We start from the raw sequence: 16,014 nt of genomic DNA on the forward strand, positions 1-16,014 counted from the left end.
ACGCTTTCTTACTAAAACAGATCAAAGAGGTGTAAGAATGGTCAGATTTGAGGGAACAACAGAGTAAGAAACGAATCGGCTGGTTTTAAGGAGGCTGACTTTATCTGATGCTGAAGCTATTTTTGATCGCTGGCTCTCAGATGAAAGAGTAAGCGATAACCGCGTAAGTCCAGCACACAAATTCATTTCAGAAACTGTCAAGAAGCTGGAGACCATCTGCGGACAATACGACAATGAAGATTTTTGCCACTGGGGAATGGAACTTAAAGCAAGCGGGGAACTAATAGGTGAAATAGATTTGTATGACTTTGATGAACAAACAGGCAATTGTGAAGTCAGTTACTCAGTAGGGCCAAATTGGTGGAACAAAGGCTATGCTACTGAAGCATTAAGGGAAGTCGTACGATTTGCTTTTGAAACAATGAATGTACATAAAATCTCTGCAGCTCACAACACAGACAACCCCTCCTCAGGAAAAGTCATGCTGAAGTCCGGGATGAGACAGGAAGGAATAGTAAGGGATATGATCCGGAATGCCAAAAATCAGTACAAGGATTGTGCTATTTATGGAATGCTTCAGGCAGACTATGAAAATAGCAATACAAGAAGTAATTCGCAAGGAGATTCATAGAAAAACAAAATAGAGATAGTGCCGGGAAATTTCTGTGATGGTCGAAAAAGAATAGGGGCGGGACTCTAATGGGATCAAGAATGATGCATTATTGTATTGCGGCAGAAATAGCTGAAAGATGCAGCTTTCAAAATATAGAGAAGTTCATTCAGAAACGGAAATTACATGGAGAAAGTTATCGAGGAAATCGTTGAATATATAAAAGGATACGGTGATCGAATGATTATCGGAATCTCGGGCCATGGTGCATCAGGTAAAACTAATAAAAACGACTGCAAGGCAGAGATAACAGCCCGCGTAGTGAGTCAACGGGCCAATGAAACCATTGGATGCCAGAGATAACGGCCCGCATACTGAGTTTACAGGCCAACAAAACCACTGGATGCCGGAGATAACGGCCCGCATACTGAGTTTACGGGCCAACAAAACCACTGGATGCCGGAGATAACGGCCCGCATACTGAGTTTATGGGCCAACAAAACCACTGGATGCAGGAGATAACGGCCCGCATACTGAGTTTACGGGCCAACGAAACCATTGGATGCCGGAGATAACGGTCCGCAAGAAGGAGTCATCGGCCATGAAATTAAAATAAGCAGTCCACTCAATAAAAAGGTTCATACCCAGGAGGGCAATCAAGAAAATCCTCAAAGAATACAAACTGCTGATTGGTTTTCCATTATCTCTACTAATCAATGTTTTCTTGTTTCTTCAACTTGAAGATAGGAAAGAAGTTAAAGAAGCTCAGTTTGATAAAGTGCAAGACGGAGTTGAATACGCTATCCAGTTTGGAAATATTCTTTCGAGAAAGTACGCAGAGGTTTCAGAAGCAGAGAAGGCAGAATATTTAACAGCAATGTCATGGAGCTTGGAACTTTCCACTCAAACAATGGAAACGATCCAACCGAATGAGGATCTATATTCGAGGCTGGCTGATCTATTTTCTCTGTATAGTTTTATTCCGACATCGCCAAATTTAAACTCCTCTGGAATTAATGAGATGTCAAAGGAAGAATTTTTAAATACCTTAAAGGTTTGGGTCTCCTGATTTGGAATATATCCATGAGAGAATGGAGGATACAGAACTGGCTTATATGGATGAGGCAGAGTTAACAGCTTTTTGGGAAATGATGCTGAGTAACCTACAATCAAAAGATGCTGAATTGACTGAATATAAGTTATCCTTTTAAAAGTGCCAAATTACTTTCTCTGCTGATTTTTCAGACAAGTTTAATTTTGATAACTCAATTTTCCATATATTTCTATTGATGAATGGGAATAAGAGGAAAAATCGGCGATGGAAAAGAAAGCATATGATTACATAGCAAGAGGGTAAGCCCCCGGTGCTAAGGCTTTAAATATATCACTTCCCGTGCGAATGCCGCTGTCCAACTATACGGGAATTTTATTTTGAACAACACCGCAGATCTTTTCTAATACATCCAAAGTTGCGAAGCCATGATCGAGCTTTCTACCTCAATGGTTGGATGCCATTAATTCCAATGAGTTTGAAACCACGATTTGCGCTTGCCGGCAAAGCTCGTATAACAGAAATTGATAAGTCCTCAATAATATATTTTTCTTGTGGTACTGATTTCCGGTTGAACCTCATACCTAGTGCATTATAACATTGGTTCTCGTGTAGAATATCCTCGCTCAGCAAATAGGGTACATCATTTTGGTTGAATTTCTATACAGAATGTACTTCAGCTTACATCAAACAATTTTTTTGACAGAGCACCAATCCCCTTGTAAGATATGAATAGTAAATCCGACTAAAACTATCAGGAAAGGGTGGTTGGTGATGTCTCCAACAAAAGTTCAACCCATTAATGACGCTAAGGATCCTGTCCTGCGTTCAGATACCAAGTTAAACAATCCTCAAATGCCCTTAATTTATGGGGGACTGATCATGAGTGCCATTCTATTAATCTATCTGATGATGACTCAATCAACGGCACAGCCGTTATTGCTTATCATCGGCTTATTGCTTGGATATACCTTATTTCATGCACGTTTTGGTTTCACTTCCGCTTTCCGCAGATTCATGTCTGTCGGCAATGGGGAAGCGCTGCGTTCTCATATGTTGATGCTGGCTGTTACGGTTACACTATTTGCCCCAATTCTCGCATTCGGTTTATCTTTTTTTGGAGGTCCGGTGAATGGTTATGTATCACCGGTAGGGATCAGCCTCGTGGTGGGTGCGTTCATGTTCGGGATTGGAATGCAGCTTGGCGGCGGCTGTGCCTCTGGTACTCTTTATGCAGTAGGCGGCGGACGCTCTGTCATGTTCATAACTTTATTGTTCTTCATTATTGGCGCAACCGTGGGTGCGGCACATTTGCCTTTCTGGACTGAGGAACTTCCATCCTTTGAACCGATTTCACTGGCAACTTCCACAGGTTTAGGCTACGGCGGTGCCTGGGTACTTTCTCTAGCACTTTTCGCTCTTATCGCATGGATTTCCATTGTGGTGGAAAGAAAGAAGAAGTCACCTAAAATGGCACCGGTTCCTTCTGCAAGTGGATGGAAAAGAGTTTTACGTGGTTCTTGGCCATTATTCGCTGCAGCGATTGCGCTTGCAGTTCTTAATGCATTGACTCTGATGACACGCGGTGCTCCTTGGGGAATCACTTCTGCGTTTGCCCTGTGGGGTTCTAAAGCAGCGGTGTTCTTTGGCATTGATGCTGCCAGCTGGGGGTATTGGCAGGGAAGCAATGCTGAAGTCTTACAGTCTTCTATTTTTGCAGATTCTACCACTGTGTTGAACTTCGGTGTCATCTTAGGAGCTTTTATGGCTTCTGCTGCCGGCGGTCTTTTTAAAGTTTCTAAAATCACTGGTAAGAATGCTGCTGCTTCTGTCATTGGAGGCTTGCTGATGGGATATGGTGCACGACTGGCGTTCGGTTGTAATATCGGAGCCTATTTTGGAGGCATAGCCTCGTTCAGCCTTCATGGTTATATTTGGGGAATCCTTGCGATGGCAGGTACCTTTATCGCACTTTATTTAAGACCGATGTTTGGTCTTTCAGTTCCAAAAATCAAAGATACTTTCTGTTAACAATTTGCAGGTTCAGTTGAGGGTATACCCCTATAACTGAACCTTTTTTTATTAAGGCTGTTTTCGTATATATTGTTGCTTTCGAAAAAATTCCAAGAGCAGGATTTTTTCCGGATACTAAGAGTTTTATCTATTATCGAGAGAGAGTAGCTCTTTCTTTTCGGTGTTACCAGTTTTCACCCCTCTTAATATGATTTATTTTTCGGAACGAGTATCAAATAGCAACAAAGTTTACGAAAATTGCCTTTATTAAATTAGATGGCTTTCTTAACCCAGAATGGCTAGCGGCATTTCTGCCTCTTGGGTAAATATCAACTGCATGGTTCTCTAAGTTTTAATTATCACTTGCAGAGGCAGTAACGTTTTTACGGCTGAAAGCTTAGAATTAACCCCAGAAACAAGGCTGAAAGGAAATTTGTGCTTTTTAAAAGTATTTAGAGGGGGAAAGCCCTTCTTCTTCGAATTATTAAATATGATTTATTTGGAAATGGAGTTAAAAATTGATGGAACCAGTAAAGTTTGATATGGTTGAAAGAGATTTTTATTAGTAGGGGAAAGCATTACTGCTAACTTTTCAGAATCTCTTCCGGATGCCGCCATGAAAGTTCAGCAAGAGTTTGAAGGAAAAATGGAACAGATTCCAAATGCCGTTAGCAGGAAAGTGTTGATAAGCCCCTATTTAAGGAATGAAATCTTGGTGACTTTTTTGCTTGTTTGGAGGTATTTAGCCTTACCGAAATCCCAAACGGAATGTCAGGGTCAAGATACCGAAGATAAAATTTGCCAGAGTTTCCTGTACAAACATGACCATAGACAAAGCTTATACTTCTTTATATAGATGGATAAAAGAGAAAGGTTTTGAGCAGAACCTATACGAATCATCCTCTTTTCCTATTGAAATTTTTTACCTCTCTGAAAATCCTGAAGATGAAAAAGTGGAAATATATGGACCGTTAAATGTTTATGAAAACCTAAGTCGATATTGTTTTACAGAATAATTCTTACGATATCCTTAATGTCCTGATTATTCGCATTCTCAATCAGCTCATGTTAAGATGAAACCTATATTTAAAAGGCTGTATTAGATTTCTGCATTCTCTTAAATTTCATTTGAATAATCCACACTTTAGTTAAACCAGAAAATATATTGAAAAAAGCCCTTTAAAAGAGGTTGATTAAAATGAACAGCTCTGAAAATACCTTTCAGAGTATGAATAATAGGTCAAAATACAAGGGGTTATACATAAATGAGCAGTTTAATTATGGAGGTTCTAGAAGAATCTAAAGGACAGGATAATCATATACTTTATCATTTTAATAATGAACAGACTTATATTCAAAACGCGGTTGCTTTTATTAAAGCTGGAGTGAAGGCAGGCAGTCCTGTATTGCTTGTTGAGAATGACAGACATTTACTTAGCATCAAACAACACTTACAGGAAATCTTGAGCGAGAAGGAATTAGCCAATATCCATTACTCAAATAATTATGATTTCTATTCAGCTACACAAAGTTTTGATCCTGACACGATCATTTCCTATTTCAAGAAAACCGTTGAGCCCTATTTAAATCATGGAGTCCCTGTATGGACCTGGGGATTAGTTGAATGGGGTGATGAGGAAGATATCCTCGATAAAATTGTTCTATATGAAAATCAAGTACAATCATTCACTACTGACAAAGGCCTGATTTCGGTCTGCGCCTATGACAGCAATCTGACTCCTGATGGGTTGGAGGAGCTATTAATGAAATGCCACCGTGTCACATTAACAGATGACTTGATAAAATATTGAGCTGCTGATCCTTTCGTAAAGATGTAAGCCAGTTTAATGCATAAAAAGCTGCTTAGTTAAGATTCACTTCTCAATTGAGCTGCTTTTTTATTTTCCAGAACGTTCATTTCTTCTCCAAAAGCTGTTTCAGATTGGTGCTTTCTGAGAACCCCGGATACTAAGATTTTTCTTTCATAAAGGGGGAGAAAAACTCTTATCTATTATTAAAAGTGGTTTCGCTTTTTAAAAGGAGGATTTGTCAATTTTTCATCTTAAATGGAACAAAGTTTACGATTAGAGCTTATCTAAACGGCTGGCTGTCGTCAAATTCCCTTTATTTCTCTCTTCGCTGACTGGAAGAACTTTTTAAATTGGTGATGAAGACCCTTCCCTTAAAATATAGTCTTACTATAATGATGTTTGAACTACCCACCACTTACCGCCTCACAGGTCGCTTGAAGTGGGGGATTCCTAAGAACACAAACCTTTTTGGTTCGTTTTTGATTAGGCTATCTCCGCAGTCCCTGCGGTTAATCGCAATGCTTCGTTGCGAAGATTTAAACTTGCGTAAAGATCCCTTTGATGGCTGCTTTTACAAGTTGGACACGTCCATTCGCGCAACGCAAGATCTTTACCGGCTTTATACTTATAATTACATACAGAACATAGCTGGCTGGAAGGGGAATTTTTCGCTGCGGCTATCACCTGTTTGCCGTACCATAAGGATTTGTATTCCAACATAGACCTGAATTGGGCCCAGCTTACTTCGCTGATTCCTTTTGAAAGATCTTTGTTTTTCAACATTTTTTCGACGGACAAATCTTCAATGCCGATAATGTCGTGGTTTTTGACTATTTCGGTAGAGATTTTATCCAGCATATCTTTTCTTGCAGTAGCGATTTTTTCGTGCAGCCGGGCAACTTTCTTTTTTTGTTTAGTCCAATTCGAAGAACCCAATTGCCTCCTTGAAAGAATGCGTCGGGCATTCATTATTTTCTTTTCTAGTGTACGGAAAAAACGGGGGTTTTTATGGGTTGTGCCATCTGAAAGAGTAGCGAAATCCTTCAGACCTACGTCGATTCCGACAGAGGTGCCAGTTTTTTTATAGGGTTGAACTGCTGATTCAGCCAAAATTGAAACGAAGAACTTACCCGAAAGGCTTCGTCGAATGGTGGCGTTCATTATACGTCCTTCTACCTCACGACTCTTGGCAAACCGAACAAGGCCGAGTTTTGGCAATTTGATGTGTTGATCTTTCACTTGTATATTCCCGTTCACAAACTTTGTGTTATAGGATTGAACGGGATTCTTCTTCGATTTGAAGCGAGGTAAACGATTTTGTTTCTTGTAAAACCGTGTGTAGGAATCATGAACGATTTCAACTGATTTCTGAAGGGCAATACTATCGACTTCTTTCAAGAATGAATAGGTCTTCTTGAGCTCTCGAACAGCTTTGATGGATTGGTTCTTGTTGAAAAATTCACCTTTCTAATTGTTCTGTGCAAGCTGCCCATTCTGTACCATTTCATTTACGATAGACCAATAAGCGTCTTTGTTCTTTTGTTTCCCAACAAAATAGTTGTAGATGAACCGGCAACAACCGAACGTTTTATTGATTAATTCAATCTGTTCGTGATTTGGATAGATCCTGAATTTAAAGGTTTTTTTGACATTCAAATGGTTTCACCTCCTTGTAGTAATTATACCAAGAAAGATGGCACTTTAGGAACATATGTTTCTTTCGAAGTATTTTTAGTAAAGACCAAAAGGCAGGCGATTCATCTCCCCCTTACCGTTGGACTATGCCCTTCACACGGTTGAAGAGGGAGTTTTCTCGCGATTTTTGGATAAAAATTGTTTGCAAAGAACAAAAAACCAAGTTCATTTTTTACAGAGAGGAGGATGCCTTAATGTGGTGGGTGCCTGTTTTAATCATTGGGATACTGTTGTTCGCCTTTTTGATAGATATGAGAAGAAAGAAACGGGGGAACGATCATAATATCAAGGGAATTAATCCTGGAGAAAGACCTGGGGAAGATAAGAATTACAATGCAGGACCGGGATCCGGACCTGGAAATGGACCTTAAATGTAAAGTATTTGCAAATGGGTATAGGAAGCATTAATTAACGAATACTACCATTGGAGTAAACTCATAGGAGATAAATATAGTCTTCTGTAGAGGTTTACAGTAAAAAAGGAGGTAGTATTCATGAAGAAAAAAGGAATTATTTTGTTAATGGTCATGAGTATATTCATGTCATTGGCAAATAGTGCTTTTGCAGCAGAAACCCCCGGGAGTAAGAAGGATATTATTGATACGGCTGTAGAGGCTGGTGAATTCACAACCTTGGCAGCAGCCTTGCAGAAAGCCGGATTGGTAGAAACGTTGAAGGGAGAAGGCCCTTTCACTGTTTTTGCGCCTACGGACGCAGCCTTCGAAAAACTTCTAACCAAATTAGGCATCACTGCAGAAGAACTTCTAGCAAGAGAGGACTTGAAAGATATTCTGCTGTATCATGTTGTCCCTGGAAAGGTTCTTTCAACTGACTTGAAAGACGGCATGAAGGCAGAGACTCTTGCCAAGAAAACAATAGATGTATCCCTTGACCCTGTACGAGTGAATAATGCCAATGTTGTAAAAGCGGATATCGAAACATCAAATGGTGTCATACATGTGATTGATGAGGTATTAATTCCTTAATGATCATTAGAAACGACTGGTCTCTAATAAGAGTTCAGTCGTTTTTTTATTGAACTCTTTCTCAAAGCTTTCTTGCTGAATGATATGGATGAAATAGAACACCACTTAGGTAATCAGATGAATACCCATAAAAAGCAATATAAGAGTTGGTATACGATTCCTAAAATCATCACAAAATACTACAGCTTGCCTATTAGGAAGTTTGAAAAGGAGCAAAGTAACTCTAGAAAGGAAAGGTGGAGAACAATGTCTAAAAAGAAAAATAAAGACCTGCAGCATAATCCTGCAATGCCTAAGAATGACGTGGAATTTGCCCAGGATGGACTCGAAACCGTAGCCTTAAAAGCTCAAGAAAGCAAAAGAAAAAAGTAATAAAAGCAGCAATAAGAATATCCTTTTTATGTTTTAAGGATTAATTCAACAGTAATTTACTGTATAAGACCTAAAGATCCAACTGGAGATAAGAAGGTTGTAAATGATCCCTTTCTGTTCACGGAAGGGATTTTTTATATTAAATTTTGAGAGTAAAACCGAAACTTTCATTTAGTTCATTCGTATTTATCAAGGAGGGAATATAACAGCCCAGCCATGTTGACCAGCTTTTTTTCTTTAAATAACATACGACATTGAAACAAAGGTAACCATATTAATCGTTTTAAAAACAATAAAACAAATGGATAATTATAGTAGTTTCTTGCACTTTTATCTACATAGATTTCCCAGAAATCGGAGACCACATAAACGGTAACCAACAAATAAGGAGCAGAGGTGGTGAACAAATGAAAAGATATGTCATACTGACAGTCGGAAAAACGCATAGCGGGAAGTCTACCTTTGCGAGATTGCTGGAAGAGAAGCAAGAGGACATTCTTGTTATTGACCAGGATAACCATGCTGAATTTATTAACACACATTATAAAAGACTGCTGCCTGAAGAAGGTCCCAACACATTAAAAACAGCCATTACCCAATCTATTGTTGAGTATGCTGTTAAAAATACAAAAAGTCATCTTATTCTCTGCAACTCGAATCTAGGTCGAAACAGCCGGTCAAGGGTTCTGGAGTATTATCACAGAGAGGGGTTTCACAGTATTCTGGTGTATTTCAATCTTTCAGATGTGTTACTACAAGAGCGTATAGCCTGCAGTGCACGAAGCACAAAAATTTTCAGAAGTGCGTCGACTTTTACGGAAGTCTTAAATCGCCAGAATCAGGATTCAGTTAAGCAAAATAGCTTCTCGCCAAATAAAGGAGAAGCTGACTGTCTCTTTACAATAGGAAAGCCTATGGATGTCCCTGTAGTCATTGATAAGATAATTGAGATACTGAAGTTTGAGTAATAGAAATCAGTCTGTCATCTCTAACATTTACTTTTATCCAGGAAACCAAGAGATATTATAGGTTACTCAATTAAGGGTACGAAAGCACTGTTATTTTGAAATCTCCGATAATCAATTCCCCTCCTGTGATTTACAGCTTGATGTAAGACAAAAGCGCTTATTATCCGTCAAGGTATCGATAAATATAAAGACGCACCGAATTCTATAGTGAATTTAAGTGCGTCCTTCTGTATGTTTTGCATTATAGCCTCTCTGTCATAAATTCCTTAGTGTATCATTAAGGGGTTTTCAATAGGGTCTCCATCTCTTCTTCGGAAATGAACTGCCAATTTATATTATGAAACAGATCCTGATCTGCCGGTTGAAGCAATTTATCTATATCGTCATAAGAAAGTTTCGTTAATGGTTTATTCATAGGACTTCACCAACCCTTTCACTATATCCTTCGACTCCTTTTAATGATATAAGGGGGTGATTTCTATATTTTTTAAAATACTGACAGCTAACAGGAGACTCTTGAGAATCACTTCAAGCCCATTTGTGTTTTTGACATTAACTTATTTCTTTTAAAGGAAACGCTCAAAAATGAATTGGGGTAGCTGCCGTCCCAAATATACATCATATCAGCGTCTCCCTCTTCTGTAGCAGCCTTGCCTTCTGAACCAATAATTTCTTTAACTTCTTCGTAGCTCATTCCTTTTTCCAGCTGATTATACATCTCCATGGTTGCTAGAGCAGTCGTTTTTTCCTCTTTAGATTTCATGTCATTTTCTTGCACAGCTTTTGTTTCTTTCTTATCTGTGTGTTCATCATTACTTCCACTCTCTATCCGGCAGCCGCCAAGTAATAAAGAAAAGGAGATTAATAGTAAAAGAATCGCTTTGCAGTTCATTTTTTCCTCCTGGTTATTCTGATTTGTTAGTGTTATCTGTTAAACTATGAGGATAAGGAAATTGTTTCAAAAAATAAACTATTTCTTTATAAAAAGTGAGGTGCCTTTACTCCATTTCTGATAATAATTGGATAATCAGAATATGAAAATGTGGAAGTAACTTTTCAGGGGTCAGGGATTTAGGAATACTATTGAGGTTAACGTAACTCACTATAACCATTTGTTGTTTTATGCAGGTCTATGAAACTATTTATCATGGTAAATCATCTTATAAATAGGGGGGAAGAAGATGTCACCAATCATAAAGTATAATTTACACCTGTTAATTGCATTCTCCGTATTAACCTATTTCAGCATTGGCAGCCATTTTGTATTACCCGAATTCTTACGGCCTGTATTATTTATCCTTATGATATTCTCTTTAATCTTTTCAGTGATGATAGGGGAAAAGTTAAAGAAAGGACTTAGTGAATATTTAGTAGGACTTTCAAAATTAGTTTGGACTTGCAGCTATGTGTTGATGCTTTTACTTGGCAGCTTTGTTTTTAATATCCTGCCCAGTTCCACAGCTGAAGCCATATTGCCGCTTGCAGCCATATATATAATTGTCATCGTTTACAAGATAAGCAGGAAAACGTATAGAACAAACGAATGAGCATAGAGAAAGCAACTGGTAAAAAATCGGATAAAATCTTATGTAATATATGAATCTCTACGGAAAAGCAGAAACCCAGCCAGCGCTAACGGTATCTATTATAGGGAAAGGCTGGATTTAAATGCGGAAAGAACGTCGACGACGAAGAGCAGAAGGATCGCAAATGTATATGCCGGATATTCCATCCCATATATTAAATCCAAAAGGCGCGCCATTTATGAGGGTGCTGTAAAAGTTCAACAAATAGTAAAAAAGCAGAATCGCTCCCTTAAGAGAGTGATTCTGCTTTTTTCACTTCAGGTCCTAAAAGGAGTTTTGATTTCAGTAGGTGTGCGACTCCGCTGGGATGGTTTACGAAGGAGTGGCCTTTATAGCGGAATCCGTCTGCTCCTTAATTAAGTATGCAGCGGAAAAATAAGGGGAGATTTTCCCTCTAATTGCAAAAACCAGCCCATACTGGAGAGAATAGAGGGAGATTTTCCCTCTATTTATTTAATACATTGAACCTTGTTGTTCCTTTTTAACATTGAGTAGATTTTCAGCGCTCTCACATTGACGAGTCTATTCTAATATAGTCAACGATGGTTTTTCACAGTCACATATTACAAACCGGGCTCTTATAACAGAATAATCGCAGGCGTTTTTTAACACATATTAGGAGGCATCATATCGCTTTTAAGCACCGATGGCAGCGTATCATGAATATAAGAAGGCGCAGGTCGAAGTGCAGGCTTAGGTCCGAAAGGCACAGGATCCTCGACATAATTGAATGTTCCTTCTCCATCCATGCTCGGTCCGCTTGCCCATCTTCCTGCAGCACTTTTGTTTCCTCTGGAAAGATTGAATAATGTATAAGATACTTCTCTTTTTTCAAGTTCTTTAGGGAACGTACTTGGAACAACTACGTTTTCTTTTGCTTCCAATTCTTTAATGGCGGCAATCCACTGATTCTGATGCATGGTATCCCGTGCAATGAGCCATGAAAGCATATCTTTAACTCCGCGGTCGGTAGTGGATTCATATAACCGTACAACTTGAAGACGGCCTTGAGATTCAGCATTCAAGTTTGCTCTAAAATCTGCGAGTAGGTTTCCGCTGGCAATAATGTAGTCAGCTGTCCATCTGTTGCCAACACTGTCCGCAGGCATGGCTCCAAGACCTGAAACAATGGCATGCTGTGGATTCATCCCGCCGAGTATAGCACCAATAATGGGATCCTTGGCCGCCACTTCTAAATCTCCGACCGGTGCACCCTCCAGTAATCGGGCAATCATCGTAGCGAGCATTTCAATATGTGCCAGCTCCTCTGCACCTGTATCCATCAATAAATCTTTATATTTCCCATTTCCTCTAACATTCCAGCCTTGAAAAAGATATTGAAGTGCCACTGAGATTTCGCCAAACTGGCCGCCCAGTACCTCTTGCAGCTGCTTCGCAAACAATGGATCGGGTCTATCTGGTTTCGCTTGGTATTGTAATTCTTTAACGTGATAAAACACAGGACATTTCTCCTTTATAAGAAAGATTCTATTTATCCTATTGGAATAATTAAAATGTGTGTATGTCCCGATATTTTTAAATAGACAATGCCTGTTTTGAAGCACATTCAAACGTTTAATATAACTTGGCTGGGGGAAGATTTCATCATCAAGTTCATAAATTTATGTAAAATGAGAGGACTACCGATGTTAAAATTGCAGCCTGATTTTTATACTAATCACTTGACCAATGTGGATGCAGAATGGCTGCATCATCAAAAGATAAAACTCGTCTTAGTGGATTTAGATCAAACACTGGTCAATGCCAGCAGTCAGGCTAACGATAAGGCAAACGAATGGATAAGAAACTAGAATGATAACGGAATTAAAGTAACAGGAATATCCAATAGCGGTACTGAACGAACAGCCCCCTTAAAAATCAATTTAATGGTAATTATAATTAATAATTGTAAAAAGCCGTCCATCAAGAATTATCTAGAACATGAAGATGTTAAGCCAGAGCAGGTATTAATTCTACGAGACAAACTGATAACAGACATTTTATGCGGAAACAGATTAGGTTTGAAAACCCTTCTGATCATCTGGCCATAAAAAAAGAATTCAAGCTGGCTCAAAAAAGTATTTGGTGGATTCAAAGAAGATATCTTTCAATAAAAATTTATTTTTTCAAGTTAAAAAGGAAATCCTATTAAAAAATCCTATAGATAGATCGAAAGAACCATTTGCTTCATCAGTACTTGCAGAAGGTACAAGAATCACACCAAACTTGTTATAATAGAAAGAAAAATTAGGAGCATCTTCTATTGAAACCAAAGATGAACAACCTTATTGAATTTTTAGAAGAGAATAATGAGGGTTTAGCCAATCAAATAGTCGAATCTGTCCTTAATCATATGTCACTGGAGATTTCGCAAGTTGAAAAGGACAGGGCTGTCTCAATGTATAAGTCCTTCGTAAAGTTCCTTTGCTCTTCATTGGAATATGAAGGAAAGAACATGCCCGCAGAACTCTTGGAATGGAGCAAACAGAATGCCTATGAACAAGTGTCGGCTAATGGAAAGATATCTGAGATTATATACCGTTATCCCCCTACAAGGGAAGTTTTCACCGACCTTATAACCAATTGGACATCCCAATTCAATCTTTCAACAGATCAATTTACCCTTCTCTTGAAAAAGGTCAATAAAATGCTTGATATCAGTCTGGAAGAAACAGTAACTGCCTTTGAAGAGTTCAATGCCAAAATGAAAGAAGAGTTTAAAGAGGAAATCGATATTATTTCTTTTCCTGTCGTCCCTTTAAAAGAAAGCATGGCGGTTATACCGCTTGTCGGCAAGCTTGATCAGCATCGATCGGCCCATTTAATGGACTCAGTGCTGCCCAAAGTCAATGATTTAAAAATTGATTTTCTGATTGTGGACTTTTCTGGAGTCAACGAAATAGATGACATAGCAGCAGTAAATATCCAAAATATCAGGCGGATGCTTCGCCTCTTAGGAATCCAAATGATTTCGACTGGTATTTCGCCACACTTAGCCAAGGCTGCAATCAGTATCGGCATCGAAACCAATAGCAGCGGAAACACCTTCAAGAGCGTTAAGCAGGCGTTGGAATATATGGAATAAAAAATGCATCTTTTTGGTGTGATCAGCTTTTAGACAAAGTCCAAAACATGGACTATGTCTAAAAGCTTTTTTTAAAAAATTAATGTGAACGTGGTTTAGTAAATGTTTCGGTTGTGTTGGAAATCAACTTTTTATAATCTCAGCTGATTTTGAACATGAAAAAAATGTGAGAGATACATCATTTATAAAAATATGTAAGAGTCAATTAGGTCTGCTAAGAAAATCTCCTGCTTTTCTTTTCTTCTTAACCGTATCTATTCACCTTGCCCTTCATATAGTGATGAATAGGCACTTCAATTCATTTGAAGCAGGTGAGAAGAATGTACATTGTTTATTTTTATCATGAACGAAATCTGTTGCTGCAACAGTTACGGAAGGAAATCCCGGCAGATGGGGATGAATTTAAGATCAAAGGACGTAAAGCAAAAGTTGTCCAAACAACAACTATAGAAGGTAATAAAGTCCATGTTCAGCTCCAGCTGGAACAAGTGGTAAAAAAAGCAGCTGTTGATCTTTCAAAGAAAAAAAGAAAATAATAAGCAGCTAAGCAGATCATCAGGTGATTCCGAATGTTCTGCTTTCTTATTTTCCTTTTCAATGAGAAAGAAACTATATACAGTGATAAAAAAATACGAAAACAGCCTTTCATAAATGATATTTACAGTAATTGCATATGTACGTTCTCAGGACCTGGGCATATGATATTCCGTAAAACCTTGGAAGGGAATGAAGCGACTTGAATCAGTCTGAATTCATCATTGAAATGGAAGATCAGCAAGTACTGAATGCACTACTTACGACCATATCCCGAAATGCTGAAATTATAAACCTGTACAGCAGTCTGGCATACGCAGCTCCTAACCAGGAGCATCAGAGTATTCTGCTGGATGCAGTGAGATGTAAAGAGGCTTATTCTAGACCATTCCTAGATTTATTCTCACAAATAACCGGGCAGCTCCCTTACTGCCACGTTGAACAGCTGACTTTTGCCAATTACCAGGAAGGACTGGAACGAGTGTTTCAATTGGAGTTCAATCATTCTGAAGAATACCGGAGCAGTTTTTACGATACATTACACCCTCTAATTCAGAATGCCTATTTTCAAGCTTTTGCAGGACAAAGGGATAATGCCCTAAGGATCAATTATTTGCTGTCGGATACTGCCAGCAGATTAGAAGACTATGGATCAACTCCCTTTGTTGTGAATATCGAAGAAGCAACCAAAGAGAATGATACTTACAGGACTGCCTTATGGACAGGCGGTCATTTGCAGGTGACATTGATGAGTATTGATGTGGGAGATGATATCGGCCTGGAAGTTCATCCGACAACAGATCAATTCATACGCCTTGAAGAGGGGCAAGGGATTGTACAAATGGGAGATACGGAGGATAATCTGACTTACCAACAAAATGTTTCAGACGATTTTGCTGTTATGATTCCAGCAGGAAAGTGGCATAATATTACGAATACCGGAAATACTCCTATGAAAGTATACGCCATTTATGCTCCGCCTGAACACCCTTTTGGAACAGTTCATGAAACGAAGCTGGATGCGATGGAAGCAGAGAACTGAGTAATTAGTCATTATTAGTTATAGACTGGTGCTTTATGGTGCTCCCACGGGTACAAGGGTTTTACTTTCAGGATATAAATCTTTCTAACTTATCGGGCTATCAAAACCTCTTTTAATAAGGCTCTTTTCGTATACTATGTTGCTATTTAATACAAATTCAAAAAATAACCCTAATTACGAAGATGAAATCTGGTAACACCGAAAAGAAAAGAGCTGCTCTTTTCCGTTTAGAGTTAAAACTCTTAGTATCCAGGGAAATAT

The 16,014-nt window shown here is 38.7% G+C and carries 20 protein-coding genes and 1 pseudogene; 16 read left to right on the plus strand and 5 right to left on the minus strand.

Annotated elements, in window-relative coordinates:
- The first annotated feature begins 79 nt into the window (after positions 1 to 79).
- From FZC78_RS12050 to FZC78_RS23685, 4 genes are all read left to right on the plus strand, one after another.
- On the plus strand, positions 80 to 631 hold the full coding sequence (locus FZC78_RS12050; protein WP_286365495.1) for a GNAT family N-acetyltransferase: 552 nt from the start codon (positions 80 to 82) through the stop codon (positions 629 to 631).
- A 165-nt stretch (positions 632 to 796) separates the two neighbouring features.
- A complete protein-coding gene (locus FZC78_RS23680) occupies positions 797 to 973 on the plus strand; it encodes a hypothetical protein (protein ID WP_187444916.1) in 177 nt (58 codons plus the stop codon).
- A gap of 361 nt (positions 974 to 1,334) precedes the next feature.
- A complete protein-coding gene (locus tag FZC78_RS12055) occupies positions 1,335 to 1,679 on the plus strand; it encodes a hypothetical protein (RefSeq protein WP_148939950.1) in 345 nt (114 codons plus the stop codon).
- Between the two features lies 1 nt (position 1,680).
- Entirely contained in the window at positions 1,681 to 1,821 is a 141-nt protein-coding gene (locus FZC78_RS23685) for a hypothetical protein (protein ID WP_187444917.1), read from the plus strand.
- Between the two features lie 127 nt (positions 1,822 to 1,948).
- On the opposite strand, the gene FZC78_RS24765 is transcribed toward FZC78_RS23685, so the two are convergent.
- Positions 1,949 to 2,023, minus strand: coding sequence for an alpha-hydroxy-acid oxidizing protein (locus tag FZC78_RS24765; RefSeq protein WP_148940002.1), 75 nt, complete (start codon positions 2,021 to 2,023; stop codon positions 1,949 to 1,951).
- 412 nt (positions 2,024 to 2,435) lie between these two features.
- On the opposite strand from FZC78_RS24765, the gene FZC78_RS12065 reads away from it, so the two are divergent.
- Together FZC78_RS12065 and FZC78_RS12070 are read left to right on the plus strand one after the other, a co-directional pair.
- Complete coding sequence (locus FZC78_RS12065; RefSeq protein ID WP_187444918.1) at positions 2,436 to 3,692, plus strand: YeeE/YedE family protein; 1,257 nt, start codon at positions 2,436 to 2,438, stop codon at positions 3,690 to 3,692.
- A 1,247-nt stretch (positions 3,693 to 4,939) separates the two neighbouring features.
- Positions 4,940 to 5,485, plus strand: a complete 546-nt coding sequence (locus tag FZC78_RS12070; protein ID WP_148939952.1) for an MEDS domain-containing protein — start codon at positions 4,940 to 4,942, stop codon at positions 5,483 to 5,485.
- A 483-nt stretch (positions 5,486 to 5,968) separates the two neighbouring features.
- On the opposite strand, the pseudogene tnpB reads toward FZC78_RS12070, so the two are convergent.
- Positions 5,969 to 7,141, minus strand: a pseudogene (tnpB, locus tag FZC78_RS12075) (IS200/IS605 family element RNA-guided endonuclease TnpB).
- Positions 7,142 to 7,374: 233 nt separating this feature from the next.
- Between tnpB and FZC78_RS23690 the strand changes: the two are divergent.
- From FZC78_RS23690 to FZC78_RS12085, 4 genes are all read left to right on the plus strand, one after another.
- Complete coding sequence (locus tag FZC78_RS23690; RefSeq protein ID WP_187444919.1) at positions 7,375 to 7,551, plus strand: hypothetical protein; 177 nt, start codon at positions 7,375 to 7,377, stop codon at positions 7,549 to 7,551.
- 123 nt (positions 7,552 to 7,674) lie between these two features.
- Positions 7,675 to 8,166: a fasciclin domain-containing protein gene (locus tag FZC78_RS12080; protein ID WP_187444920.1), complete on the plus strand. Its 492-nt coding sequence runs from the start codon at positions 7,675 to 7,677 to the stop codon at positions 8,164 to 8,166.
- 246 nt (positions 8,167 to 8,412) lie between these two features.
- The gene (locus FZC78_RS24595; RefSeq protein ID WP_286365492.1) at positions 8,413 to 8,538 is read left to right on the plus strand and encodes a hypothetical protein; all 126 of its coding nucleotides are present in this window, start codon (positions 8,413 to 8,415) and stop codon (positions 8,536 to 8,538) included.
- 407 nt (positions 8,539 to 8,945) lie between these two features.
- Positions 8,946 to 9,506, plus strand: a complete 561-nt coding sequence (locus tag FZC78_RS12085; RefSeq protein ID WP_148939953.1) for an ATP-binding protein — start codon at positions 8,946 to 8,948, stop codon at positions 9,504 to 9,506.
- Between the two features lie 277 nt (positions 9,507 to 9,783).
- Here FZC78_RS12085 and FZC78_RS23695 read toward each other — a convergent pair whose 3' ends face one another.
- Both FZC78_RS23695 and FZC78_RS12090 read right to left on the minus strand, forming a co-directional pair.
- Positions 9,784 to 9,921 (minus strand): hypothetical protein, encoded by a 138-nt coding sequence (locus FZC78_RS23695; protein ID WP_187444921.1) that lies wholly within the window; start codon positions 9,919 to 9,921, stop codon positions 9,784 to 9,786.
- 108 nt (positions 9,922 to 10,029) lie between these two features.
- Entirely contained in the window at positions 10,030 to 10,398 is a 369-nt protein-coding gene (locus FZC78_RS12090) for a hypothetical protein (protein ID WP_148939954.1), read from the minus strand.
- Positions 10,399 to 10,687: 289 nt separating this feature from the next.
- Between FZC78_RS12090 and FZC78_RS12095 the strand changes: the two genes are divergently transcribed.
- Positions 10,688 to 11,053 carry a hypothetical protein gene (locus FZC78_RS12095; protein WP_148939955.1) on the plus strand — a complete coding sequence of 122 codons (366 nt, stop codon included), beginning with the start codon at positions 10,688 to 10,690 and terminating at the stop codon, positions 11,051 to 11,053.
- A 644-nt stretch (positions 11,054 to 11,697) separates the two neighbouring features.
- Here the strand turns inward: FZC78_RS12095 and FZC78_RS12100 are convergent.
- Positions 11,698 to 12,552 carry a manganese catalase family protein gene (locus tag FZC78_RS12100; RefSeq protein WP_148939956.1) on the minus strand — a complete coding sequence of 285 codons (855 nt, stop codon included), beginning with the start codon at positions 12,550 to 12,552 and terminating at the stop codon, positions 11,698 to 11,700.
- A 186-nt stretch (positions 12,553 to 12,738) separates the two neighbouring features.
- Between FZC78_RS12100 and FZC78_RS23700 the strand changes: the two genes are divergently transcribed.
- The 5 genes from FZC78_RS23700 to FZC78_RS12115 all read left to right on the plus strand — a co-directional run bounded on the left by FZC78_RS23700 (position 12,739) and on the right by FZC78_RS12115 (position 15,753).
- Complete coding sequence (locus FZC78_RS23700; RefSeq protein WP_187444922.1) at positions 12,739 to 12,903, plus strand: hypothetical protein; 165 nt, start codon at positions 12,739 to 12,741, stop codon at positions 12,901 to 12,903.
- Between the two features lie 75 nt (positions 12,904 to 12,978).
- The gene (locus FZC78_RS24770) at positions 12,979 to 13,143 is read left to right on the plus strand and encodes an HAD hydrolase-like protein (RefSeq protein ID WP_353733573.1); all 165 of its coding nucleotides are present in this window, start codon (positions 12,979 to 12,981) and stop codon (positions 13,141 to 13,143) included.
- 212 nt (positions 13,144 to 13,355) lie between these two features.
- Positions 13,356 to 14,177, plus strand: a complete 822-nt coding sequence (locus tag FZC78_RS12105; RefSeq protein WP_148939957.1) for an STAS domain-containing protein — start codon at positions 13,356 to 13,358, stop codon at positions 14,175 to 14,177.
- A 320-nt stretch (positions 14,178 to 14,497) separates the two neighbouring features.
- Entirely contained in the window at positions 14,498 to 14,713 is a 216-nt protein-coding gene (locus FZC78_RS12110; protein WP_148939958.1) for a hypothetical protein, read from the plus strand.
- 200 nt (positions 14,714 to 14,913) lie between these two features.
- On the plus strand, positions 14,914 to 15,753 hold the full coding sequence (locus FZC78_RS12115; RefSeq protein ID WP_252183602.1) for a cupin domain-containing protein: 840 nt from the start codon (positions 14,914 to 14,916) through the stop codon (positions 15,751 to 15,753).
- Positions 15,754 to 16,014 lie beyond the last annotated feature (261 nt).

The sequence above is a fragment of the Rossellomorea vietnamensis genome (genome assembly GCF_008180415.1).
In the GTDB taxonomy this organism is placed as follows: Bacteria; Bacillota; Bacilli; order Bacillales; family Bacillaceae_B; genus Rossellomorea; species Rossellomorea vietnamensis_C.